Here is a 22,137-nt window from a genome sequence, read left to right as displayed (position 1 = left end):
GTCTTCGACCGGGCCGGGGCATGCAGCCCCGGACCCCATGGCCGGGCCCCCGAACCCCATGGCCGGGCCGAGGCCCCACGACCCCGCACCTCGACCGGGTGGGGACGTCACGGCCCCGCACCTCGACCGGGTGGGGACGTCACGGCCCCGCACCTCGATCGGGTGGGGACCTCACGGCCCCGCACCCTCGCTTCAGGCCCCGCCTCTCACAGCCCAGGAGCCTCCGGCAGGCTGCCCGTGCGGGCGGCCTTGCCGTACCACTTGGCGCTGGACTTGGGCGTCCGCGCCAGCGTCGCGTAGTCCACGTACACGGCACCGAACCGCTTGCTGTAGCCGTACGCCCACTCGAAGTTGTCCATCAGGGACCACAGGAAGTAGCCGCGCACATCGGCGCCGTCGGTGATGGCCCGCCGTACCGCCGACAGATGCCCGTGCAGGTAGGCGATGCGCTCCGGGTCGTGGACCTGGCCGTCGGCGTCCGGCTTGTCGTCGTAGGCGGCGCCGTTCTCCGTGATGTACAGCGGCAGACCGGGTGCCTCCCGCGTGTAGCGCATCAGCAGCTCGTGCAGGCCGGTCGGGTCGATGGTCCAGCCCATCTCGGTGCGGTCGCCCGGCGTCTGGTGGAAGGCCACGTCCTCGGCGGCCGGCCACGGCGAGTGCTCGCTCGTGCCGTGCCCGTCGGCGCGCGGGCCCTTGTCGTTCGGGTCGGCCGCCGACACCAGGGTCGGCGTGTAGTAGTTCAGGCCCAGCGCGTCCAGCGGCTGATGGATGGCGTTCAGATCACCGTCGAGGACGAAGGACCAGTCGGTCAGCGACGACGTCGACTCCAGCAGCGTCTGCGGGTAGGCCCCGTGCAGCATCGGGCCGTGGAAGACCCCGTTGGCCAGGTCGTCGATGCGGCGCACCGCCGCCAGGTCCTCCGGCGTCTGCGACAGGGGCCGCACGACGGACGAGTTGAGGCTGACCGCTATCTGGTTGCGGGACGGCAGCACCGAGCGCAGCGCCTGCGTGCCGAGGCCGTGCGCCAGGTTCAGATGGTGCGCGGCGCGCAGTGAGGCCGCGTGGTCGGTGCGGCCGGGGGCGTGCACACCGGAGGCGTAGCCGAGGAAGGCGCTGCACCAGGGCTCGTTGAGGGTGATCCAGTGCTCGACCCGGTCGCCGAGCGCCTCGCCGACGATGTGCGCGTACTCGGCGAACCGCAGCGCGGTCTCCCGCTCCGGCCAGCCGCCCGCGTCCTCCAGCTCCTGCGGCAGGTCCCAGTGGTAGAGGGTGATGGCCGGCTTGATGCCGTGCTCCAGCAGCTCGTCCACCAGCCGGCGGTAGAAGTCCAGGCCGACCTGGACGGCCGGGCCGCGCCCGGTCGGCTGCACACGCGGCCAGGAGACGGAGAAGCGGTAGGCGTTGAGGCCCAGCTCCGCCATCAGGGCCACGTCCTCGCGGTAGCGGTGGTAGTGGTCGACAGCGATGTCACCGGTGTCGCCGCCGATGGTCTTGCCCGGCGTATGGCTGAAGGTGTCCCAGATCGACGGGGTCCGGCCGCCTTCCCGTACGGCGCCTTCGATCTGGTACGCCGACGTCGCGGCGCCCCAGAGGAAGGCGGGTGGGAAGGTCACCGGGGTCGTCGCGGGCGTCACCGGATTCGAGGGCACAGGCATGGAAGCGCTCCCATAGGGGGTCGTGGAGACCGACGGACAGACAGAGAGGGAAGGGGGGCCGGGGCCAGGGGATTGCCGGCCCGGCCCCCGGGGCGGCGGGCGGCAGGCGGGGAGGCGTGCCGCCCGGACGGCCGGACGCGGGGGTCAGCCCTTGACCGCGCCCTGCATGATGCCGCCCACGATCTGCTTGCCGAACAGCAGGAAGGCGATCAGCAGGGGCAGCGTGCCGAGCAGCGCGCCCGCCATGATCACGGAGTCGTCGGGGATGTATCCGGTGCCGAGCTGGTTCAGGGCCACCTGGACGGTCGGGTTCTCCCCGTTCAGGGCGATGATCGGCCACAGGAAGTCGTTCCAGGCCATCACGAACGTCAGCAGACCGAGCACGGCCATTGCCGGTCGTGCCGCCGGGAACACCACGTGCCAGACGATGCGCAGACTGCTCGCGCCGTCCACCCGCGCCGCCTCGATCAGCTCGGACGGCAGGGCCTGCACGAGGTACTGCCGCATGAAGAACGTACCGAAGGCGCTGACCAGCGTCGGCAGGATGACCGTCTGGAGCTGGTTGGCCCAGCCCAGGTCGCTCATCCACAGGTACAGCGGGACGACGGCCAGCTGCGGCGGGATCATCATCGTGCCGATGGTGAGCAGCAGCAGCGTGCTGGAGAACTTGAACTTCAGCTTGGCGAAGGCGAACCCGGCGAGCGTGGAGAACAGCACCGTGCCGACGGTGATGCAGGACGCCACGAAGATCGTGTTGAACATGGCGGTGCCCATGCCCGCCTGGTCCCACGCCGTCTGAAGGTTCTTGAACAGGTTCCCGCCGAACCACAGCGGCGGCGGGGTCTGCGCGAGCCGCTCGTTGGTACGGGAGGCCGCGATCGCCGTCCACAGCAGCGGGGCCAGCGACACCAGCGCGAACAGCACCAGCACGACGTAGGTGACCGGACCGGCGTGCAGCTGCTTGCCGGCGCCCATCACCCGGACCCGGCGCGGCGGGGCACCCGAGGTCTTCTGCGGAAGGGTGACTTCACTGGTGGCCATCAGGACTTCCTCAGCCGTCGGGAGATCAGCAGGTTGATCGCGGCGATGATCAGCAGGATCAGGAACATCGACCAGGCGATCGCGGACGCCTTGCCGAGGTTGCCGACGATCCATCCCTGGTCGTACATGTACAGGCCGAGCGTCTGGTACTGGTGCTCGGAGCCGCCCTTGGTGCCGCTGACGCCGCCGAACAGCAGCGGCTCACCGAACAGCTGCGTCGCGCCGATGGTGGAGACCACGACCGTGAACAGGATCGTCGGCCGCAGCATCGGGATCGTCACGTGCCGGAACTGCTGCCAGCGCGTCGCGCCGTCCAGCGCCGCCGACTCGTACAGATCGGCCGGGATGGCCTGCATGGCCGCGAGGTAGATCAGCGCGTTGTAGCCGGTCCACCGCCAGATCACGATCGAGGACACCGCCAGCTGCGAACCCCAGTCGGACTCGCGCCAGTTCACCGGGTCCATGCCGAGGGCGTCGAGGACCCAGTTGACCATGCCGTTGTCCGGGGCGAACAGCAGGGTGAAGACGAGCGTCGCCGCCGCCACCGAGGTGGCGTACGGGGTCAGCATCACCACGCGCCACACGGTCGAGCCGCGCAGCCGGTAGTTCAGCATGTGCGCCAGCCAGATGGCCGCCGCCAGCTGCGGAACGGTGGAGATGACACCGATGGTGAAGGTGTTCTTCAGCGCGTTCCAGAAGAAGTCCGAGGACAACAGGTTCTCGTAGTTGTCCAGCCCCGCCCAGGTCTGGTGGTCCAGCGAGGACAGCTGCACATGGTGCAGCGAGTACCAGGCGGTGTAGAGCAGCGGCACCAGGGAGAAGGCGCCGAAGATGACGAAGAAGGGGGTGATGAACGCGTACGGCGACGCCTTCATGTCCCAGCGGTACAGCCTGCTGCGCCACGGGCTGCCGCCCGAGGCCGGCCGACCGCGACCGTGAGCGCGGCGGGCCGCGCCCGGCTGCTTGCCGGGCGCGGCGCCGGCGCTCGACGCGGGTTGCGCGAGAGCCTGCTTGGAGCCGGTCACTGGCCGAGCACGTCCTTGATCTCTTCAGTGGCCGCCTTCCAGCCCTGCTCCGGGGACTTGCCCTTCTGCTCGACCTGGAGGATGCCGACGTCCGTCAGAGCGGTGTTGATCGGCTGGTCCTTGATGCCGAAGATCTGCGACGGGATCGTCTTGGCCGAGTCGGAGTAGATCTGGGTGAGCGGCGCGTCGGAGAAGTACGCCAGGGTGTCGGGCGACGGCTTCAGCGAGGAGTACGCGGCCGGGGTGGACGGGAAGCTGGCCTGCTTGGCGAAGACCTTGGCCTGCTGCTCGGGCGCGGTCAGCCACTTCGCCAGCTCGATGGCCTCCTTCTGGTGCTTGCTCGCCTTCGGCACGCCGAGGAAGGAGCCGCCCCAGTTGGCCGCGGTGGGCGCAGCCGCGACGTCCCAGTTGCCCTTGCCGGCGTCACCGGACTTCTCCTGGATGTAGCCGACCATCCAGGCGGGGCAGGCGACGGTGGCGAACTTGGCGTTGGCGAAGCCCTGGTCCCACGGCTTGTCGAACTGCTTCAGCTTGGCCGACATGTCGCTGGTGGCGACCGTCATCGCGACGTCCCAGGCCTTCTTCACGCCCTCGGACTTGTCCCAGATGACGTTGCCGTCAGCGTCGTAGTAGCGGTCCTTGGCACCGCCGAGCGCCGCGTTGTAGACGGAGGAGGCGGAGTCGACGAACTTGGTGCCGCTCGGCGCCTTCTCCATGTACTTCTTGCCGAGGTCGACGTACTTCGCCCAGTCGCCCTTCCACAGCTCGGCGAGCTTGTTGCGGTCGGTCTCCAGGCCCGCCTTCTGGAACAGGTCCTTGCGGTAGCAGATCGCCATCGGGCCGATGTCGGTGCCGAGGCCGATCAGCTTGCCGTCCTTCGTGGTGGCCTGGGCGTTCTTCCAGTCCAGCCACTGCGACTTGTCGACCTGCGCGCCGAGGTCGACGAACTTGTCGGCCTGGGTCTGCACCGCCTCGGTGATGTTGCCGATCTCGATGGCCTGCACGTCGTCGGTGCCGGACCCGGCCTGGAGGCGGGTGAGGACCTTCGGCCAGTAGACGTCGGTACGGGTGGTGACGTTCTCCTTGATGGTGATCTCGGGGTGCAGTTTCATGTACTCGTCGTACAGACCGGCCTGCTTGTAGCCGAACGTACCGAAGGTGCCGATGGTCAGCGTGGTCTTGCCACCCCCGTTGCCACCGCCGTTGTCCGAGCCGGACGAGCTGTCGTCGTCGCTGGCGCAGCCGGCCAGCAACCCCGTGGCCATGACGGCGACGGCGGCCAGGGCCGTCATCCGGTGGGACCGGCGGGTACTCGTACGCATTGCGTCCTCCTGTTGCCTGACGTGCCGACCCCCCGGCCAACTGCTGTGGTTGGGCCCGTTCGATTCTCGCTGCGGCTCGGGCGGGGAACGTGCGGGACGTGTATGTGTCAGGTACTGTGGGAGCGCTCCCACAAGTGATGACTTGAAGAGTCGTAGGTTCGTGCGGGGGTGTCAAGGGCGCGGACGCCTCAAGATGCGTTCAGTTATCGGGCCGTTAACTGGATCGAATCATTCCGCGAGGTGGTCCGGGCCGGCGACCGCATGTGGCTGGACGGCGCTCCCCGCCTCGCGCCGGGGACGATGGGGAATCCGGGTGGGGCTGTTACATTCCAGGCCGGAGACCGGGTCGACGGGGAGGCGGAGCGCATGGCACACGGAGCACGGGGTGGGCGCAGCGGCGGCCGGCCCACCCTGGAGGAGGTCGCCGCCCGTGCCGGAGTGGGCCGCGGCACGGTCTCCCGCGTGATCAACGGCTCCCCGCGGGTCAGCGAGGCCACCCGGGCCGCCGTCGAGGCCGCGGTGGCGGAGCTGGGTTACGTCCCCAACACGGCCGCCCGCGCGCTCGCCGCCAACCGCACCGACGCGATCGCGCTGGTCGTCCCCGAGCCGGAGACCCGCTTCTTCGCCGAGCCGTACTTCTCCGACATGCTGCGTGGAGTCGGCGCCGAGCTGACCGAGACGGAGATGCAGCTGCTGCTGATCTTCGCGGGCAACGACCGGGAGCGCCGCCGCCTCGCCCAGTACCTGGCCGCGCACCGCGTGGACGGCGTCCTGCTGGTCTCGGTCCACGCCGACGACCCGCTGCCGGACCTGCTCTCCCAGCTGGAGATCCCCGCCGTGATCAGCGGCCCGCGCTCCGCGTCGGAGACGCTGCCCTCGGTGGACTCCGACAACTACGCCGGCGCCCGCCAGGCGGTCGAGCACCTGCTCTCCCGCGGCCGTACCCGCATCGCCCACATCACGGGCCGCCTCGATGTGTACGGCGCCCAGCGCCGCGTCGAGGGCTACCGCGACGCCCTGCGCGAGGCGGGCCACCAGGTCGACGAGACGCTGATCGAGCCCGGCGACTTCACCGAGGAGGGCGGCCGGCGCGCGATGACGGCCCTGCTGGAACGCTGCCCCGACCTGGACGCGGTCTTCGCCGGCTCCGATGTCACCGCGGCGGGCGCCCGCCAGGTGCTCCGCGAGGCGGGCCGCCGTATCCCCGACGACGTGTCACTGGTCGGCTACGACGACTCCGCGATCGCCCGCCACATGGACCCGCCCCTCACCAGTGTCCGCCAGCCCATCCAGGAGATGGGCCGCCGCATGATCGACCTCCTCCTCACGGAGATAGCGGACCGCCGCCCGGCGGCGACCCGCGGCCTGGACCGACGGCAGGTGGTACTGGCGACGGAGCTGGTGGAGCGGGCCTCGTCCTGAAGCCGCGATGCCGACGCCCCCGGCCGGGGGAGTGGTCGGCCCCGGCCGCACGGGGCACGGCCGGCGCCTTCCGCGGCCCGCGGCACCTCGTCACCCGCGCCCCGTGACGCCCTCGGCTCAGGCGCGTGAGGCGCGTACGGCACGCGCGTGAGGCGGGTAGTCGGACGTCAACGCGTCATCACCTCGGTGATCTCCACGGACACCGTCGTGCTCGACGAGTCGGTGCTGACCGATGTCTGGTGGTACGTCAGGCTCGTGCGGTCCGTCAGTTCCGCTGTCTCGATGATGGGTCCTGACTCGTCGCCGAGGATCTCGTACGTGATCTCGTAGGTGGCGTCCGGGTCGAGCTCCGAGGTGAGCCCGAGGTACGTCAGCTCGGGCTCGACGGTGACGTTGCAGCCGGCCGAGCCGAAGCAGTGCCGCTCGGTCGTGCGCAGTTCGATGCTGAAGTCGTCCTCGTCCACGGCGGCGTGGCTCGGCTCGGGGGTGGAGTGGTCCTCCGTGGTGAGGGCTTCGGTCGTGGCCGTCGCGGAGGCGATCGCGGGCGTGGTCGCCATCGGCTTGCCGCTGTCCGTGCCGTTGTCGGTGGCCTGGACCACGACGATCCCGGTGATGACGACGGCGGCGACGACCGCCGCGGCTGCCGCGACGATCACCGCGTTGGTGCGGCTCCTGTGCGGAGGCCGGGGAATCATGGGCGGGACGGTGGGCATGGGCGGCGGGGTGTCGGTCATGGGCAGTTCCCCCCGGAAGTGCGCTGGTGCAGAGTGTCACCGCGCGATCACGTGATGACACCGTGAAGGTAGCGTGGAGGGAATGCGGCGCGAGGCCTGTCGGGAGAATTCACCGCTCGGCGGTGCACCGCCTTGACGGTGGCTTCGCTCTCGGGGCGGTGCGACGGTCCGGGGAGCCCTCGTGGTCGGTTGCCGCCGTGATTCCGTGCGAGGAGAGAAACACCGAGGGCCGATCCGCGTGAGCGGATCGGCCCTCGATCCATCAGGGTGAGTGACGGGACTCGAACCCGCGACATCCTGGACCACAACCAGGTGCTCTACCAGCTGAGCTACACCCACCACGACCGGCGCGGGGATTCTTTCGTTTCCCTGACCGGCCGAGAAAAAGTGTACAGGGTCCGGAGGGGTGCTCGCGCACGGGTTTCGCGGCGCCCCTCCCGGGGGCCCTGTCAGCCCTGCTGAGCTGGGAGGACGTGCTTCGCGGCGATGGCCTTCGCGGTCTCGGAATCGGGGCCGGGCTGGGGGACGAAGATCGCCTCCCGGTAGTAGCGCAGCTCGGCGATCGACTCGCGGATGTCGGCGAGGGCGCGGTGGTTGCCGTTCTTCTCCGGGCTGTTGAAGTAGGCCCTCGGGTACCAGCGGCGGGCCAGCTCCTTGATGGAGGAGACGTCCACGATGCGGTAGTGCAGGTGACTCTCCAGGGTCGGCATGTCGCGCAGCAGGAAGCCGCGGTCGGTGCTGACGCTGTTGCCGCACAAGGGGGCCTTGCCGGGTTCCTTCACGTGTTCGCGCACATAGGCCAGGACCTGTTCCTCGGCGTCCTGGAGTGTCGTGCCGCCCGGCAGCTCCGCGAGCAGCCCGGACGCGGTGTGCATCTGACGCACCACCTCCGGCATCGTCTCCAGCGCCCGCTCCGGCGGGCGGATGACGATGTCCACACCCTCGCCGAGCACGTTCAGCTCGGAGTCGGTGACGAGGGCGGCCACCTCGATGAGCGCGTCGTCGGACAGCGAGAGGCCGGTCATCTCGCAGTCGATCCACACCATGCGATCGTTCATGCGTTTCACCTTACGGCCCGGCCCCCGCCGCAGGGCAGGCCGCATCGCCCCCCGGGCCGGGCTCGGGGGGCGATGGCGGTGTCACGGGATCAGCTGCCGGTGCGCGGTCCGGGCACGCTGCCCGACAGGGCCGCCGTGCGGCGCGGCTGCATCGGCAGCGGGCCGCTGTCGGGGTGCAGCAGTCCCGGCGCACCCGGACCGGTCGCCTGCGCCGGCACGGTCGGCGTGGCGGCGGCCGGCGCGGCCGGTGCCGCCTCGGCCGCGTCGGTGCCCTTGCCGCCCGGCCCGTCGCCCTGCGGGCGGCGCGCCCGGTAGGCGGCGCGGTACGCGGCCGGCGACGAGCCGAGCTGCCGGCGGAAGTGGCCGCGCAGGGCGACCGGCGAGCGGAAGCCGCAGCGGCCCGCCACCTCGTCCACCGAGTAGTCGGACGTCTCCAGCAGCCGCTGTGCTTGCAGCACCCGCTGCGTGATCAGCCACTGGAGGGGTGCGCTGCCCGTCAGCGAACGGAAGCGGCGGTCGAACGTACGGCGGCTCATGTAGGCGCGTGCCGCCAGCGTCTCCACGTCGAACTGCTCGTGGAGGTGTTCCAGCGCCCAGGCGACGACCTCGGCGAGCGGGTCGGCGCCGATCTCCTCGGGTAAAGACCTGTCGAGATAGCGTTCCTGTCCTCCGGAGCGGCGCGGCGGCACGACCAGACGGCGGGCGAGCGCGCCGGCCGCCTCGTTGCCGTGGTCGCTGCGCACGATGTGGAGGCAGAGGTCGATCCCGGCGGCGGTGCCCGCCGACGTCAGCACATCGCCGTCGTCGACGAAGAGTTCGCGTGGATCGACGTGCACCGACGGATAGCGCTTGGCCAGCGTCGGCGCGTACATCCAGTGTGTGGTCGCGGGGCGGCCGTCCAGCAGGCCCGCCGCCGCCAGCACGAAGGCGCCCGTGCACAGCCCGACGATGCGGGCGCCTTCCTCGTGCGCCCGGCGCAGTGCGTCGAGCGCCTCCTCCGGCGGCGGAGAGGTGATCGAACGCCAGGCGGGCACCACGACGGTGCCGGCCCGGGAGATCGCCTCCAGGCCGTTCGGTGCGGTGAGTTCCAGGCCCCCTGTGGTCCGCAGCGGGCCTTCCTCGCCTGCGCACACCAGCAGTCGGTAGCGCGGCACGCCGGCGTCCTGGCGGTCGATCCCGAACACCGACAGCGGAATGGAACTCTCGAAGATGGGGCCGCCGCTGAACAGCAGCACCGCGACGATCTCCTTGCGGCGCCGCCCGGACAGCTTGCGGACAGCGGATTCCGGCGCGGCAGTGGAGTCGTGGCTCATACTGCTAAGCCCCCCTCGGTGGTCGCGGCTCCTCGGTTGTGTCGCTCCTGCACGTTTCCCCTCGGTCCTGCACGAGTCCCCCGCCGTACGACAGTCAAGATCGAATCTACTGCGCCACGCCTTGCCGCAGTGGCCGGTTGGCCACCCGGCACATTGTCGACATGGCAACTTGGCGTAAAGCATTCGATCACGAAGCGTTGCACTCGTGGAGCGCGCAGGGAAGTGCGCCTTGTCGCAGTGGCCAAAGCGCGTAGGGTGCGCAGCCGCCCTGAGACCCTTTCCTTGCAGGTGGAACGGGGGGCAGGGGGTGTTTTCCCCGGGTGATGCGCGGTCGCCGGAAGTTGGCTGAAAACCATCGCCCCGACGCACAGAAACCGGTCATGCGACCGGTGAGCGACGCCCGTCGCCCGCGCCGTGGCCCGCGGCGGGGTGCGGGCCGCCGCGGTGCGCTCCGGAGCCGGGCCGGTGGTGCCGGCCGCGGGGCGGTCCGGGCTCCCCGGCGGCGGGACGGGCCGACGCCAGCCGCTCGGAGCGGCGCAGCAGCACCCGGCACACGGCGGTGACGGCGGCGAGCCCCAGGGCGGTTCCGCCGGCGCCGGCGAGCGAGGTGCCGTACCACAGCAGGACGACGGGGACGAGGGCGCAGCTGAAGACGGCCCAGCGGACGATCTCGGTCGAGGAGTTCTGGACGGGTGCGGGCACGGCGGCCTCCCTGGAAGTACTGCGGTGGTGCTCCGCCGGGTTCAACGCGTGTTCGATCACCCGGTCACTGTCCGTGGCGCCGGCGTGGACCGTGCGTGATTTGCGGCCAAACCGCCTGTACGGGGCAGCAACCGTTGCGTCACGGGCGCCTGCTCGTGCATGCTCCGGGGAACCCCCGCGGCGGGGATCCCGGGATCTGGGCGAAGGAGGCGTGCCGCCGTACCCTTGGGGGTATGGGGTTGGGAAGACGTTTCCCGGACACAGCTCCCTCCGCCGCACACGTCGTCCCCGCCCTCACACAAGGATCACAACGCCGAGACAGTCATGGCCGGTCACGAATTCTTCGAACCCGCGGACCGTAAACGGCCGGTCGCCGAACCGTCGGCGACGGATCCCCTGGCGGCCGAAGAGCCACGCCATGCGTGCGATCCCGCCTTCAAGCACGGAGTCGTCGTCGGCTTCGACGGCTCGACCTCCAGTGAGCGTGCCCTGGCGTACGCGATCGGCATGGCGCAGCGCTCCCGCGCGGGCCTGATCATCGTCCATGTCGCCAACCGGCTGCCGACCACGGTGTGGGCGGGCTGCGAGCCGCCCGTCTTCGTGGACGTCCCCGACCACCGCACCGAGGTCCTCGGCCTGGAGCTGGCCTGCGCGGACCATCTCGCCGAGGTGCCGTGGATCCTCGTCGAGCGCGGCGGCGACATCTGCCACGAGCTGGAGGAGGTCGGCCAGGAGTACGAGGCGGACGCGATCGTCGTCGGCTCCACCCACGGCATCGTGGGCCGTATCTTCGGCTCGGTCGCCGGCCGGCTCGCCAAGCGTGCCAAGCGGCCCGTGATCGTCATTCCCTGACCCGGCGTCCGCCGGGCCGCCCGACAGGGCGTCAACTCCCTTCCGAGGCGCCTCACGCGAGGAAAACACCCGCCCGCGGAGGTTCCTTGTGCCCTTGTGAAGGGCATATACGGGTCACCGTACAACTGCACATGCACGAAGGGAGCCCGCCGTGGACAACGACGTCTCTGCGGGAAGCGCAATCACCACCGTGATCGGCCGACTCGCCCTCGGTGTCACGCTGTTGGCCTTCGGACTCGGCACCACCGAGGTCGTCGACGGCGTGACAGCGGCGGACGCCGTATCCATCGCCCAGTACGTGGGCGGCATAGCCCTGTTCATAGCCGGTGTGCTGGCCTTCCGGGACAAGGACTCGGCCTCCGGTACGGCCTTCACGGCCCTCGGCGCCTTCTGGTTCACCTGGGCCGCGGGCGCGGGCGCGCAGGTCTCCGACAACGCGGCAGGGCTGTTCCTGCTGCTGTTCGCCCTCGTGGCGCTGTCCCTCACCCTGTCCGGAGGCGACCGGCTCGGACAGCTCACCCACGGGCTGCTCTTCGTCTCGCTGCTGCTCCTCGCCCTCGCCCGGTTCGCCGACGCGGGCTCGCTGGGCAAGGCCGGCGGCTGGTTCGCCGTCGCCGCGGGGGCGGTGGCCTGGTACGCCGCGACCGCCGTGTCGGCCCACTGGCCGACGGCGCTGCCGCGGCGCGCGGCGGGCCGGGGTGTGACGGCCACCGGCTGACCGCGCCGCCTCGCCGGGTGACCGGGCGGACCCCGGCGTACAGAACGGACCCCCGTGACAGGTGGCGTCACGCGGGGTCCGTTCGCTTCTCCGGCCGGAACCGGGGGAGGGGCAACCCCTGCCCCCGGGCCGGGACTTACTCGACGGTGACCGACTTGGCCAGGTTGCGCGGCTTGTCGATGTCGCGGCCCAGCGCCTTCGCCGTGTGGTACGCGAGCAGCTGAAGCGGGATGCCCATGAGGATCGGGTCCAGCTCGTCCTCGTTCTTCGGCACGACGATCGTGTGGTCGGCCTTGGCCTGCGGCTGGTGGGCGACCGCCACGATCTGGCCGCTGCGGGCCTTGATCTCCTCCATGGCTGCGCGGTTCTTCTCCAGCAGGTCGTCGTCCGGGACGATCGCGACCGTCGGCAGCGCCGGCTCGATCAGCGCGAGCGGGCCGTGCTTCAGCTCGGAGGCCGGGTAGGCCTCGGCGTGGATGTAGGAGACCTCCTTCAGCTTCAGGGAGGCCTCACGCGCCACCGGGTAGCCCCGGACACGGCCGATGAACAGCATCGAGCGGGCGTCGGTGAACTGCTCCGACAGCTTCCGGATCTCCTCCTCCTGCTGGAGGATCTCGGCGATCTGCGCGGGCAGCTTGCGCAGACCCTCGATGATCCGCTTGCCGTCCCGGACCGACAGGTCACGGGTGCGGCCCAGGTGCAGGGCGAGCAGGGCGAACGCCACGCAGGTGTTGGTGAAGCACTTGGTCGACACCACGCACACCTCGGGACCGGCGTGGACGTAGATGCCGCCGTCGGCCTCGCGGGCGATCGCCGAGCCGACGACGTTGACCACGCCGAGGACGCGGGCGCCCTTGCGCTTCAGCTCCTGCACGGCGGCCAGCACGTCGTACGTCTCACCGGACTGCGAGACCGCGATGTACAGGGTGTCCGGGTCGACGACCGCGTTGCGGTAGCGGAACTCGGAGGCCGGCTCGGCGTCGGCGGGGATACGGGCCAGCTCCTCGATCATCTGCGCGCCGATCTGCCCGGCGTGGTACGAGGTGCCGCAGCCGAGGATCTTCACGCGGCGGATCTGCCGGGCCTCACGGGCGTCCAGGTTGAGGCCGCCGAGGTGCACGGTGGAGAAACGGTCGTCGATACGGCCGCGCAGGACGCGGTCGACCGCCTCCGCCTGCTCGAAGATCTCCTTGTGCATGTAGGTGTCGTGGCCGCCCATGTCGTACGAGGCGGCCTCCCACTCGACGGTGGTGGGCTCGGCGGTGGTGCGCGTGCCCTCCGTCGTGTAGGTGCGGAAGTCGTCGGCCTTGAGGGTGGCCATCTCGCCGTCGTCGAGGGTGACTATCTGCCGCGTGTGGGCGACCAGCGCGGCGATGTCCGAGGCGACGAACATCTCCTTCTCGCCGATGCCGAGGACGACCGGGGAGCCGTTGCGGGCCACGACGATCCGGTCGTTGAAGTCGGCGTGCATCACGGCGATGCCGTAGGTGCCCTCGACGACGCGCAGCGCCTCGCGGACCTTGTCCTCCAGCTTGTCGGCCTGTGCGCGGGCGATCAGGTGGACGAGGACCTCGGTGTCGGTGTCGGAGAGGAACTCGACGCCGTCCGCCTCCAGCTTGCGGCGCAGGTCGGCGGCGTTGTCGATGATGCCGTTGTGGACGACGGCGACCTTGCCCTCGGCGTCCAGGTGCGGGTGGGCGTTCACGTCGGACGGGGCGCCGTGGGTGGCCCAGCGGGTGTGGGCGATACCGGTGGTGCCCTTGAACCGCGCCGGGACCTTGGCCTCCAGATCGCGGACCCGGCCCTTGGCCTTGACCATCTTCAGGCCGGCCGACTTCGGGGAGCTGACGACGATGCCCGCGGAGTCGTAGCCGCGGTACTCCAGGCGCTGGAGGCCCTCCAGGAGCAGGGGCGCGACATCACGCTTCCCGATGTATCCGACGATTCCGCACATATATACGTATTCCTCAGCCGTAGACGATGCGGCGCAGCTGCCGGAGCGAGAGTTCCGGCGGCGCCACGGCGCGATATCTCAGGTCCGCCGCGATCCGTTCGAAGATCGTCGCGTTCACCAGGCCCTGCGCCTGGAGCTCACGATGGCGGCGACGGACGAACTCCTCCGTCGTCTCGTCGAAAAACGCGAGCACGTCCTGGATCACCCGCAGCGCCTCGCCCCGGCTCAGGGGCGTCGTCCGCGTCAGATGATCGACCAGTTCGTCGTGCACCCGCTAGATCTTGGGGGAACGCCGCCGCTTTCGCAACAAGCCTGCCCGATTTCGGGCAAGCGCCGCCCGCGCGGAGGGGCACAGCCCGGCCGGCCACAGGGAGGCATACGCGTGCCCGGGGACGCAGCAGCGCAAGACCCCGGCGCGGCGGCCCGGCCCACCCGCGCACAAGGCACCCCCAGCTTCCGTGGAGCGGCACGACCCGCCCCGACCGGCTCACAGCCGCTTCAGCACCGCCTGCTTGGCCAGCGCGAACTCGTCGTCCGTCAGCACCCCGTCGCGGTGCAGCTCGCCCAGCTCCCGCAACCGGCGCAACAGCACGTCGTGATCGTCCCCGCCGGCGGCCGGCGCCGCACCGTCCAGGACCGGCTTCCCGGCCGGCGGACGCGCCGCGGACCGCCCGGACGGATGCGGGAGGCGGGCCTGGACCGCCGCCGCGACCAGCGCCATCAGCGGATCCTTCTTGAACCCCCACAGCTCCACCGCGTTCGGGTCGTACTTCGCGGGCGCCGTCGTCGGCGCGCCCCGCACCACGAACCGCAGACAGCCGTTCTCCAGCCCCGCCGCCGGCAGCCACTCCACGCCCTCGATGTCCGCAACCGGCAGGACACGCTCACCGACGGCCGCCTTCGCGTCCTCCGTCTTCCAGTTCCACTCCAGCCGCACCTGCTCCCCGTCGAAGCTCGCCGTGCCGTCCCCCGCCGACACCGACAGCGGCACCGCGGGCCCCGGCAGCAGATACGTGTCCACCGGGCCCGACGGCACCTGGTCCAGCAGCAGCGCGTTGCGCACCTCGTCCACGACGTACTCGGCGACGCCGTACCGGTCCGGCTCCACCACCAGCTGATACGGGTCGTGCGGCTCGGTCAGCCGGCCGGCCGTGGCGTGCGTCAGCGGATCGGCGCCGTCCCGCAGCCGCAGCCTCAACCGCCCGTTCTTCCGGCCCTGCTCGAACGAGACCCCCGCCAACGCCCCCAGCGGGACGACCAGTTCACCCAACGTCCTGCGCAGCAGGCTCACACTCTTGTCGTGTCCCGGCGTCAGCCGCAGGGCGTCGCCGTCGAAGACCCACGTGCCGTCCTTCTGGATGATTTCCGCCATGGAGGGATTCTTCCACCGGCCCGGCCCCCCTCGATCGGGCCGCACCCCTGCGCGATAGTGGGGGCAGGGGTGGCCCGTACCCCTCAGGTCCCCTCCACCCCCGAAGGGAGCGCATGTGAGACGGCATCACCGCACGACTCCCCGCCCCAGGACGCCCCGCCTGCCCCGACTGCTGGGCACCCTCCTGCTCGTGGCCTCCGCCGGAGTCCTCACCGCCGGCTCGGCCCCGGCCGCGTCCGCCGCCCCCGTCCCGCTGGACCGGATCATCCCGGCGCCCGCCGAGGTCACCCCGGGCGCGACGCCGTACCGCATCACCGCCGGCACCCGCATCCGCGTCGACGACGACCCCGAGGTGCGGCGCGTCGGCGAGTACCTCGCCGGCATCCTGCGGCCCTCCACCGGCTACCCGCTGCCCGTCACCACCACGGGCGCCGCCGGCATCCTGCTGCGCCTCGCCCCCGGCCCCTACGGCACCGAGGGCTACCGCCTGGACAGCGACGCCTCCCGCGTCACCCTCACCGCCGCCACCCCCGCCGGCCTGTTCCACGCCGTGCAGACCCTGCGCCAACTGCTGCCCCCGGCCGTCGAGAAGGACACCGTGCAGCCCGGCCCCTGGGAGGTCGCCGGCGGCACGATCACCGACCGGCCCCGCTACGGCTACCGCGGCGCCATGCTCGACGTGGCCCGGCACTTCCTCACCGTCGACCAGGTCAAGCGGTACATCGACCAACTCGCCCTCTACAAGATCAACACCCTGCATCTGCACCTCAGCGACGACCAGGGCTGGCGCATCGCCGTCGGCTCCTGGCCGCGCCTGGCCACCTACGGCGGCTCCACCCAGGTCGGCGGCGGCCCCGGCGGCCACTACACCAAGGACGACTACCGGGAGATCGTCCGCTACGCCTCCTCCCGCTTCCTCCAGGTCGTCCCCGAGATCGACATGCCGGGCCACACCAACGCCGCCCTCGCCTCCTACGCCGAGCTGAACTGCGACGGCGTCGCACCCCCGCTGTACACCGGCACCAAGGTCGGCTTCAGCTCCCTGTGCGTGCCGAAGGACATCACGTACGACTTCGTCGACGACGTGATCCGCGAGATCGCCGAGCTGACTCCGGGGCCGTACCTGCACATCGGCGGCGACGAGGCGCACTCCACCAGCCACGAGGACTACGTCGCCTTCATGGACCGGGTCCAGCCGCTCGTCGCCCGCCACGGCAAGACCGTCATCGGCTGGCACCAGCTCACCGGCGCCACGCCCGCGCCGGGCGCGCTCGCCCAGTACTGGGGCCTGGACACCACCGCGCCCGCCGAGAAGGAGCAGGTCGTGCGGGCCGCGAAGAACGGCACCGGGCTGATCCTGTCGCCCGCCGACCGGATCTACCTCGACATGAAGTACGACAAGAACACCCGGCTCGGCCTGGCCTGGGCGGGATACGTCGAGGTGCAGCGGTCCTACGACTGGGACCCCGGCACCTATCTGCCCGGCGCCCCCGCGTCCGCGATCAAGGGCGTGGAGGCCCCGATGTGGACCGAGACGCTCCAGGCCTCGGCCGACCTGGAGTACATGGCCTTCCCGCGGCTGCCCGGCGCGGCCGAGCTGGGCTGGTCGCCGGCGAGCACCCACGACTGGGACACCTACAAGGTGCGGCTCGCCGCGCAGGCCCCCCGCTGGGACGCCCTCGGCATCACCTACCACCGCTCCCCGCAGGTGCCCTGGCCGGCCCTCTGACCGGCCCGCACACGCGGGCGGGCGCCCCGGTGGACCGTACACCGGGGCGCCCGCCTGTCTGCGATGTCAGCGCCCCGCGAGCGGGTTGGGCAGGGTGCCGACGAGTTGCAGCGCGCCGGACGGGTCGGCAAGGTCGACCATCTGCTTGTTGTTGCGCAGCTGGAGCCGGTTGAGGCAGCTCAGCGCGAACTCGGGGGCGAACATGTCGTACTGCCGGAACTTCTCGGCGAGTTCGGGCGTCGCCTGCTGGTACTCGCGGGTCACCTCGGCGACCGTGTCCCAGAACGCGTCCTCGCCGAGCACGCCCTCGGCGGCGAGCTGCGCGGCGAGGAAGCGGAAGAAGCAGTCGAAGACGTCCGTGAAGATCGACAGCAATTTCTTGTCGTCGGGGACCTCGGCGCGGATCCGCCGGACCTCCGGTGGGAGCACCGCGTCGGGGTCCATGACCACGATCTCCTCGGCGATGTCCTTGTAGACGGCCCGCTGCACCACGCCGTCCCTCAGGACGAGGATCACGTTCTCGCCGTGCGGCATGTACACCAGGTCGTAGGCGTAGAAACTGTGCAGCAGCGGCGTGTAGTAGGCGCGCAGATAGCGGCGCAGCCACTCCGTCGCAGGCACACCGGAGCGTTCGATCAGCGCGGCGGCGAAGCCGTGGCCCTCGTGGTCGACGTGGAGCAGGGAGGCCATGGTGGCGAGCTGCTCGCCGTCCTGGAGGGACGGCACCGGGGACTCCCGCCACAGTGCGGCGAGCATCTTCCGGTACGGCGAAGTGCGGTCGGTGGCCTGCTCGTACTCCAGGTGCCGGTAGCCGACGGCGGCCCGCTCCCGGATGATCGTCAGGCCTGTCGCCTTCAGCACCGGGTCGTTTTGGATCAGCTGGGCGAGCCAGTCGTTGATCGCCGGGGTGGCCTCCATGTAGGCGGCGGACAGGCCTCGCATGAAGCCCATGTTGAGGACGGACAGGGCCGTCTTCACATAGTGCTTGCGGGGGCTGCTGGTGTTGAAGAAGGTCCGGATGGACTGCTGGGCCAGATACTCGTCGTCGCCCTCGCCGAGGACCACCAGATGACGGCGGGCGACCTCGGCGGCGAAGGTGACGCTCAGTTTGTTCCACCACTGCCAGGGGTGGACCGGCATGAGGAGGTAGTCGGCCGGGTCCAGGCCCTGTTCGGCGAGCACGCCGTGGAAGCGGGCGAGGGTCTCCTCGCCCAGTTCGGCGCGGAGGAACGACTCGTACTCGATGCCGGCGCCCGCGGTGAACGCGGCCCGTGAGCGGTGCGCGGCCAGCCACACCAGCCGGACCGGGGACGCGGTCTCGGGGGCGTACGACAGATATTCGTGGATGCCGAAGCCGAGCCGGCCGTTGTTGGCGACGAAGCAGGGGTGGCCCTCGGTCATCGACGTCTCGATGTCCTGGAAGCCGCCGCGGACCAGCTCCGCGGAGGTCACCGGCGGTTTGGTGAGTTTGTAGCAGGTGCCGGAGAGGGTGGAGGAGATCTCCTCCAGGTAGACGGGGAGGACCTCGTCGCTCAGTCCGAGCGAGCCCTTCAGTTCGATCACGAAGTCGAGCGCGGCGAGCGGCAGTTCGGTGCCGTTTCGCCGCCGGGACATGGAACCGGCGTCTATCTCCCAGTGGTCGAGGGCCCGGCGTACGGCGGTGAAGCGGTACGCGGTGAGCCCGTCGTCGCTGCGGACGACATAGCCGTCCCCGTCGGGCTCGGGGGTGATCAGCCGTTCGTGCGCGAACTCGGCGAGGGCCTTGCGGACGAGGTGGCGGTTGGCGCGGTCCCACAGCTCGGGGGTGAGGTGGGCGACGGCGTCGGCGAGGCTCATATGGTGACCGCCTTCTCGAACTGCTCGCGGGTGCAGAAGCTCAGCAGGGCCGTCTTCTCCGGCTTCTGGATCTCCCGCTCCGGTACGAAGCCGACGGCCGCGTTCAGCGCGTGCACGGCGGTGTTGCGCACGTCCGGTTCGACGACGACGCGGCGCACGGCCGGGTCCTCGAAGAGGTGTGCCATGACGGCGGTGATGACGGCGCGGGTGAAGCCGTGCTCGGGGAGCGCGGTGGGCGGGGTGAGGAAGTGCATGCCGATGTCGCCGGGCCGAGGGTCGTACAGGCCGACCAGTTCGCGCTGGGCGGGGTCGTACTTCTCCATCAGGAACGCCGGCTCGCCGCCGCGCAGGCCGAGCAGGGCGTGGTGGAGGGGGTCGGCGGCGATGTCCATGTAGGCCCGCTCGACGTCCTCCAGTCTGGCGTCCTGCATCATCCAGAACGCGGCCTTGGGGTGCGTGACCCAGCCGTGCAGCAGCTCGGCGTCCTTCAGCGGGTCGAGCGGGCGGAAGGTGAAGTCGCTGGGCTTGACGGTGCTCATACGGCGAACTCCTGGAACGCGATGGTCTTCTCGACCGGGTAGTACTCGGTGCCCAGCAGCTCACGGATGATGCAGCTGTTGCGGTAGGGGCCCATGCCCAGGTCGGGGCTGGTGACGCTGTGGGTGTGCACGCCGCCGTTCTGCAGGAAGATGCCGCGGCCGGTGACGTCGACGGCGTAGTTGCGGGAGATGTCGAGGTTGCCGCGGGAGTCGCGCACCAGCCGGTCCCGGACCGGTTCGAGGAACTCAGGCTCGGCGAAGGCGTAGCCGGTGGCGAGGACGAGGCCCTCGGTCTCGATCTCGAAGTCCTTGCCCTGCTCCTCCTGGCGGAAGGTGAGCGTGTAGGTGCCGTTGTCGTGGCGGGCCGCGTTCAGGCTGGAGTTGGTGAGCAGCCGGGTGGGGACGGGACCGCCGAGGTTCTTCTGGTAGAGCAGGTCGAAGATGTCGTTGATCAGGGCGCCGTCGATGCCCTTGAACAGGCCCTTCTGCTGCTGGGCGAGGCGGTAGCGGGTGTCCTCGGGCAGGGCGCGGAAGTAGTCGACGTACTCCGGGGACGTCATCTCCAGCGTGAGCTTGGTGTATTCGAGCGGGAAGAACCGCGGGGAGCGGGTCACCCAGTTCAGCCGGTAGCCGTGGACGTCGATCTCGGAGAGCAGGTCGTAGTAGATCTCGGCGGCGGACTGCCCGGAGCCGACGATCGTGATGGACCGCTTGCGTTGCAGGGCGGCTTTGTTCTGCATGTAGCGGGAGTTGTGGAAGAAGTCGCCGTCCAGGCCGCGCACCGCCTCCGGGTGGTGCGGGGAGGTGCCGGTGCCGAGGACGAGGTGGCGGGCGCGGTACGTCTCGCCGCGCTCGGTGCGCACGACGTACACCTCGTCGGTCTCGTCGTACGTCACCTCGGTGACCGTCGTGCCGAAGCGCAGGGTGGACAGTTTGCTCGCGGCCCAGCGGCAGTAGTCGTCGTACTCGACGCGCAGCGGGTAGAAGTTCTCCCGGATGTAGAAGGAGTAGAGCCGGCCCTTCTCCTTCAGGTAGTTGAGGAAGGTGTACGGCGAGGTGGGGTCGGCCAGTGTGACCAGGTCCGACATGAACGGCGTCTGGAGGTGGGCGCCGTCGAGGAACATGCCCGCGTGCCATGCGAAGTCCGGCTTGGACTCCAGGAAGACGGCGTCCAGTTCCTCGATGGGTTCGGTGAGGCAGGCCAGTCCGAGGTTGAAGGGGCCGAGGCCGATGCCCACCAGGTCGTAGGTGTGTTCTCGGGTGTCAGCAAGCGCGGTCAAGGGAGTCTCCCAGGTACTGCTCGGCGTGGCCGGCGATCAGGTCGAGGACGGCGGCGATGTCGGACGCCTTGGTCTCGGGGTTGAGCAGGGTGAACTTCAGGTAGTGGCGGCCGGCCACCTTGGTGCCCGCGACGACGGCGTCACCGGAGGCGAACAGGGCCTTGCGGGCGTACAGGTTGGCGCGGTCGATCTCCGCGGGGTCGGTGACGGCCTGCGGGATGTATCGGAAGACGAGGGTGGACAGGGCGGGCTCGACGACGACGTCGTAGCGGGGGTCGGCGGCCAGCAGGCGCCAGCCCTCCTCGGCCAGGTCGCACACCTCGTCGAAGAGCCGGCCGATGCCGTCGGCGCCCATCACGCGCAGCGTCATCCACAGCTTCAGGGCGTCGAAGCGGCGGGTGGTCTGGAGGGACTTGTCCACCTGGTTGGGGATGCGCTCCTGCACCATGCGGCGCGGGTTGAGGTAGTCGGCGTGGTAGGTGGCGTGGCGCAGGGTGGCCGCGTCGCGCACCAGGACGGCGGAGCAGCTCACCGGCTGGAAGAAGGACTTGTGGTAGTCGACGGTGACGGAGTCGGCGCGTTCGATGCCGTCGAGGAGGTGCCGGCGGGTGGGGGAGACCAGCAGTCCGCAGCCGTACGCGGCGTCCACGTGCATCCAGGTGCCGTACTGGGCGCACAGCTCGGCGATCTCGGGCAGCGGGTCGATGGAGCCGAAGTCGGTGGTGCCGGCGGTGGCGACGACGGCCATGGGGACGAGGCCGTCCTCGGTGAGGCGCTGGAGTTCGCGGGCGAGGGCGAGGGTCTGCATGCGCTTGTCGTGGTCGACGGGGACGGAGATCACCGCGTCGGGGCCGAGGCCGAGGAGTTTCGCGGACTTCTTCACGCTGAAGTGGCTGACTTCGGAGGCGAGGACACGGAGCTTGCCGGGGTCCTCTGTCTTGGCCTCCTCGCGGGCGAGCAGCAGCGCCTGGAGGTTGGACTGGCTGCCGCCGGAGGTGAAGACGCCGTCGGCGCTGGGGCCGAGACCGATACGGGCGGCGGTCCAGTCGATCAGTTTCCGCTCGATGAGGGTGCCGCCGGCGGACTGGTCCCAGGTGTCGAGGGAGGAGTTGACGGCGGACAGGACCGCCTCGCCGAGCACGGCCGGGATGACGACCGGGCAGTTGAGGTGGGCGAGGTAGCGGGGGTGATGGAACCAGATCGCGTCGCGGAGGTAGACCTCCTCCAGCTCGTCGAGGACGGCGGTGGTGTCGTGCAGCGGCCGGTCGAGGTCGATGCCGTCGATGCGGGGGGCGAGCGCGTCGACGGTGACCCCGGTGAACGGACGGTCGGTGGTGGCGAGTCTGGCCGCCACCCGCTCTACTCCTTCGGTGACGGAGCGGCGGTAGTGCTCCGCCGTGAGGTCATTGAGCAGGTGCGAGCGCATGTGGGGGTCCTCCGGTGGGGACGGTCCGATCCGAGCGGGGTGATCAACTTAGGTGAGCCTAACCTAAGTTGAAGGGGTTCGGGCATGTCTCTGCCGTGACGGCTGTCACGGGCGTCGGGGAGCCACGCCGGGGCGCGTGGCGCTGACGGGGGTGTCGAG

The 22,137-nt window shown here is 70.4% G+C and carries 19 protein-coding genes and 1 tRNA gene; 4 read left to right on the top strand and 16 right to left on the bottom strand.

What is annotated here, in order from left to right; all coding sequences use genetic code 11:
• Positions 1-206: 206 nt before the first annotated feature.
• The 4 genes from MTQ10_RS11260 to MTQ10_RS11245 form a co-directional block, all read right to left on the bottom strand.
• Complete coding sequence (locus tag MTQ10_RS11260) at positions 207-1,655, bottom strand: GH1 family beta-glucosidase (RefSeq protein WP_247465485.1); 1,449 nt, start codon at positions 1,653-1,655, stop codon at positions 207-209.
• A gap of 144 nt (positions 1,656-1,799) precedes the next feature.
• Positions 1,800-2,696: a carbohydrate ABC transporter permease gene (locus MTQ10_RS11255; RefSeq protein WP_247465482.1), complete on the bottom strand. Its 897-nt coding sequence runs from the start codon at positions 2,694-2,696 to the stop codon at positions 1,800-1,802.
• The gene (locus MTQ10_RS11250) at positions 2,696-3,721 is read right to left on the bottom strand and encodes a carbohydrate ABC transporter permease (RefSeq protein ID WP_247465479.1); all 1,026 of its coding nucleotides are present in this window, start codon (positions 3,719-3,721) and stop codon (positions 2,696-2,698) included. The genes MTQ10_RS11255 and MTQ10_RS11250 overlap by 1 nt, the downstream gene beginning before the upstream one ends.
• Positions 3,718-5,043, bottom strand: a complete 1,326-nt coding sequence (locus tag MTQ10_RS11245) for an ABC transporter substrate-binding protein (RefSeq protein ID WP_247465476.1) — start codon at positions 5,041-5,043, stop codon at positions 3,718-3,720. Before MTQ10_RS11245 ends, MTQ10_RS11250 begins: the two co-directional genes overlap by 4 nt.
• Positions 5,044-5,409: 366 nt before the next feature.
• Between MTQ10_RS11245 and MTQ10_RS11240 the strand changes: the two genes are divergently transcribed.
• Positions 5,410-6,465 carry a LacI family DNA-binding transcriptional regulator gene (locus MTQ10_RS11240; protein WP_247465473.1) on the top strand — a complete coding sequence of 352 codons (1,056 nt, stop codon included), beginning with the start codon at positions 5,410-5,412 and terminating at the stop codon, positions 6,463-6,465.
• A gap of 167 nt (positions 6,466-6,632) precedes the next feature.
• Here MTQ10_RS11240 and MTQ10_RS11235 read toward each other — a convergent pair whose 3' ends face one another.
• The 5 genes from MTQ10_RS11235 to MTQ10_RS11215 all read right to left on the bottom strand — a co-directional run bounded on the left by MTQ10_RS11235 (position 6,633) and on the right by MTQ10_RS11215 (position 10,272).
• Positions 6,633-7,199 (bottom strand): hypothetical protein, encoded by a 567-nt coding sequence (locus tag MTQ10_RS11235; protein ID WP_247465471.1) that lies wholly within the window; start codon positions 7,197-7,199, stop codon positions 6,633-6,635.
• A 266-nt stretch (positions 7,200-7,465) separates the two neighbouring features.
• Positions 7,466-7,538 (bottom strand) — tRNA-His (locus MTQ10_RS11230).
• Positions 7,539-7,648: 110 nt separating this feature from the next.
• Entirely contained in the window at positions 7,649-8,257 is a 609-nt protein-coding gene (gene orn / locus MTQ10_RS11225; RefSeq protein ID WP_247465468.1) for an oligoribonuclease, read from the bottom strand.
• A gap of 89 nt (positions 8,258-8,346) precedes the next feature.
• The gene (locus MTQ10_RS11220) at positions 8,347-9,570 is read right to left on the bottom strand and encodes a helix-turn-helix domain-containing protein (protein WP_247465465.1); all 1,224 of its coding nucleotides are present in this window, start codon (positions 9,568-9,570) and stop codon (positions 8,347-8,349) included.
• A 378-nt stretch (positions 9,571-9,948) separates the two neighbouring features.
• Entirely contained in the window at positions 9,949-10,272 is a 324-nt protein-coding gene (locus MTQ10_RS11215) for a hypothetical protein (protein WP_247465462.1), read from the bottom strand.
• A 324-nt stretch (positions 10,273-10,596) separates the two neighbouring features.
• Between MTQ10_RS11215 and MTQ10_RS11210 the strand changes: the two genes are divergently transcribed.
• Positions 10,597-11,124 (top strand): universal stress protein, encoded by a 528-nt coding sequence (locus tag MTQ10_RS11210; protein WP_247465459.1) that lies wholly within the window; start codon positions 10,597-10,599, stop codon positions 11,122-11,124.
• Positions 11,125-11,275: 151 nt separating this feature from the next.
• Positions 11,276-11,842 (top strand): GPR1/FUN34/YaaH family transporter, encoded by a 567-nt coding sequence (locus MTQ10_RS11205; RefSeq protein WP_247465457.1) that lies wholly within the window; start codon positions 11,276-11,278, stop codon positions 11,840-11,842.
• A gap of 136 nt (positions 11,843-11,978) precedes the next feature.
• On the opposite strand, the gene glmS is transcribed toward MTQ10_RS11205, so the two are convergent.
• The 3 genes from glmS to MTQ10_RS11190 all read right to left on the bottom strand — a co-directional run bounded on the left by glmS (position 11,979) and on the right by MTQ10_RS11190 (position 15,168).
• Entirely contained in the window at positions 11,979-13,796 is a 1,818-nt protein-coding gene (gene glmS, locus MTQ10_RS11200; protein WP_247465454.1) for a glutamine--fructose-6-phosphate transaminase (isomerizing), read from the bottom strand.
• A 13-nt stretch (positions 13,797-13,809) separates the two neighbouring features.
• On the bottom strand, positions 13,810-14,067 hold the full coding sequence (locus tag MTQ10_RS11195) for a hypothetical protein (protein WP_247465452.1): 258 nt from the start codon (positions 14,065-14,067) through the stop codon (positions 13,810-13,812).
• A 216-nt stretch (positions 14,068-14,283) separates the two neighbouring features.
• A complete protein-coding gene (locus tag MTQ10_RS11190; RefSeq protein ID WP_247465449.1) occupies positions 14,284-15,168 on the bottom strand; it encodes a DUF4429 domain-containing protein in 885 nt (294 codons plus the stop codon).
• Positions 15,169-15,283: 115 nt separating this feature from the next.
• Here MTQ10_RS11190 and MTQ10_RS11185 point away from each other — a divergent pair, with 115 nt between their 5' ends.
• On the top strand, positions 15,284-16,897 hold the full coding sequence (locus MTQ10_RS11185; RefSeq protein ID WP_247465447.1) for a beta-N-acetylhexosaminidase: 1,614 nt from the start codon (positions 15,284-15,286) through the stop codon (positions 16,895-16,897).
• Between the two features lie 66 nt (positions 16,898-16,963).
• Here MTQ10_RS11185 and MTQ10_RS11180 read toward each other — a convergent pair whose 3' ends face one another.
• From MTQ10_RS11180 to desA, 4 genes are read right to left on the bottom strand one after another with little or no spacing between them, the layout of a single operon-like run.
• A complete protein-coding gene (locus MTQ10_RS11180; RefSeq protein WP_247465445.1) occupies positions 16,964-18,733 on the bottom strand; it encodes an IucA/IucC family protein in 1,770 nt (589 codons plus the stop codon).
• Complete coding sequence (locus MTQ10_RS11175; RefSeq protein ID WP_247465442.1) at positions 18,730-19,272, bottom strand: GNAT family N-acetyltransferase; 543 nt, start codon at positions 19,270-19,272, stop codon at positions 18,730-18,732. Before MTQ10_RS11175 ends, MTQ10_RS11180 begins: the two co-directional genes overlap by 4 nt.
• The gene (locus MTQ10_RS11170) at positions 19,269-20,552 is read right to left on the bottom strand and encodes a lysine N(6)-hydroxylase/L-ornithine N(5)-oxygenase family protein (protein ID WP_247465440.1); all 1,284 of its coding nucleotides are present in this window, start codon (positions 20,550-20,552) and stop codon (positions 19,269-19,271) included. Before MTQ10_RS11170 ends, MTQ10_RS11175 begins: the two co-directional genes overlap by 4 nt.
• Complete coding sequence (gene desA / locus MTQ10_RS11165; RefSeq protein ID WP_247465438.1) at positions 20,536-21,978, bottom strand: lysine decarboxylase DesA; 1,443 nt, start codon at positions 21,976-21,978, stop codon at positions 20,536-20,538. Before desA ends, MTQ10_RS11170 begins: the two co-directional genes overlap by 17 nt.
• Positions 21,979-22,137 lie beyond the last annotated feature (159 nt).

This window comes from Streptomyces sp. XM83C, from assembly GCF_023072675.1.
GTDB lineage: Bacteria > Actinomycetota > Actinomycetes > Streptomycetales > Streptomycetaceae > Streptomyces > Streptomyces thermocoprophilus.
The sequence above is the reverse complement of the archived record's forward strand: the minus strand, read 5'-3'. Positions and strand labels throughout refer to the sequence as shown.

What these genes read in the sequence shown, in the direction of transcription:
- MTQ10_RS11235 (WP_247465471.1), bottom strand. Translation starts at nt 7,199, where the DNA reads ATGACCGACACCCCGCCGCCCATGCCCACCGTCCCGCCCATGATTCCC.
- MTQ10_RS11245 (WP_247465476.1), bottom strand. Translation starts at nt 5,043, where the DNA reads ATGCGTACGAGTACCCGCCGGTCCCACCGGATGACGGCCCTGGCCGCC.
- MTQ10_RS11180 (WP_247465445.1), bottom strand. Translation starts at nt 18,733, where the DNA reads ATGAGCCTCGCCGACGCCGTCGCCCACCTCACCCCCGAGCTGTGGGAC.
- desA (WP_247465438.1), bottom strand. Translation starts at nt 21,978, where the DNA reads ATGCGCTCGCACCTGCTCAATGACCTCACGGCGGAGCACTACCGCCGC.
- MTQ10_RS11260 (WP_247465485.1), bottom strand. Translation starts at nt 1,655, where the DNA reads ATGCCTGTGCCCTCGAATCCGGTGACGCCCGCGACGACCCCGGTGACC.
- MTQ10_RS11255 (WP_247465482.1), bottom strand. Translation starts at nt 2,696, where the DNA reads ATGGCCACCAGTGAAGTCACCCTTCCGCAGAAGACCTCGGGTGCCCCG.
- MTQ10_RS11220 (WP_247465465.1), bottom strand. Translation starts at nt 9,570, where the DNA reads ATGAGCCACGACTCCACTGCCGCGCCGGAATCCGCTGTCCGCAAGCTG.
- orn (WP_247465468.1), bottom strand. Translation starts at nt 8,257, where the DNA reads ATGAACGATCGCATGGTGTGGATCGACTGCGAGATGACCGGCCTCTCG.
- glmS (WP_247465454.1), bottom strand. Translation starts at nt 13,796, where the DNA reads ATGTGCGGAATCGTCGGATACATCGGGAAGCGTGATGTCGCGCCCCTG.
- MTQ10_RS11210 (WP_247465459.1), top strand. Translation starts at nt 10,597, where the DNA reads ATGGCCGGTCACGAATTCTTCGAACCCGCGGACCGTAAACGGCCGGTC.
- MTQ10_RS11240 (WP_247465473.1), top strand. Translation starts at nt 5,410, where the DNA reads ATGGCACACGGAGCACGGGGTGGGCGCAGCGGCGGCCGGCCCACCCTG.
- MTQ10_RS11175 (WP_247465442.1), bottom strand. Translation starts at nt 19,272, where the DNA reads ATGAGCACCGTCAAGCCCAGCGACTTCACCTTCCGCCCGCTCGACCCG.
- MTQ10_RS11190 (WP_247465449.1), bottom strand. Translation starts at nt 15,168, where the DNA reads ATGGCGGAAATCATCCAGAAGGACGGCACGTGGGTCTTCGACGGCGAC.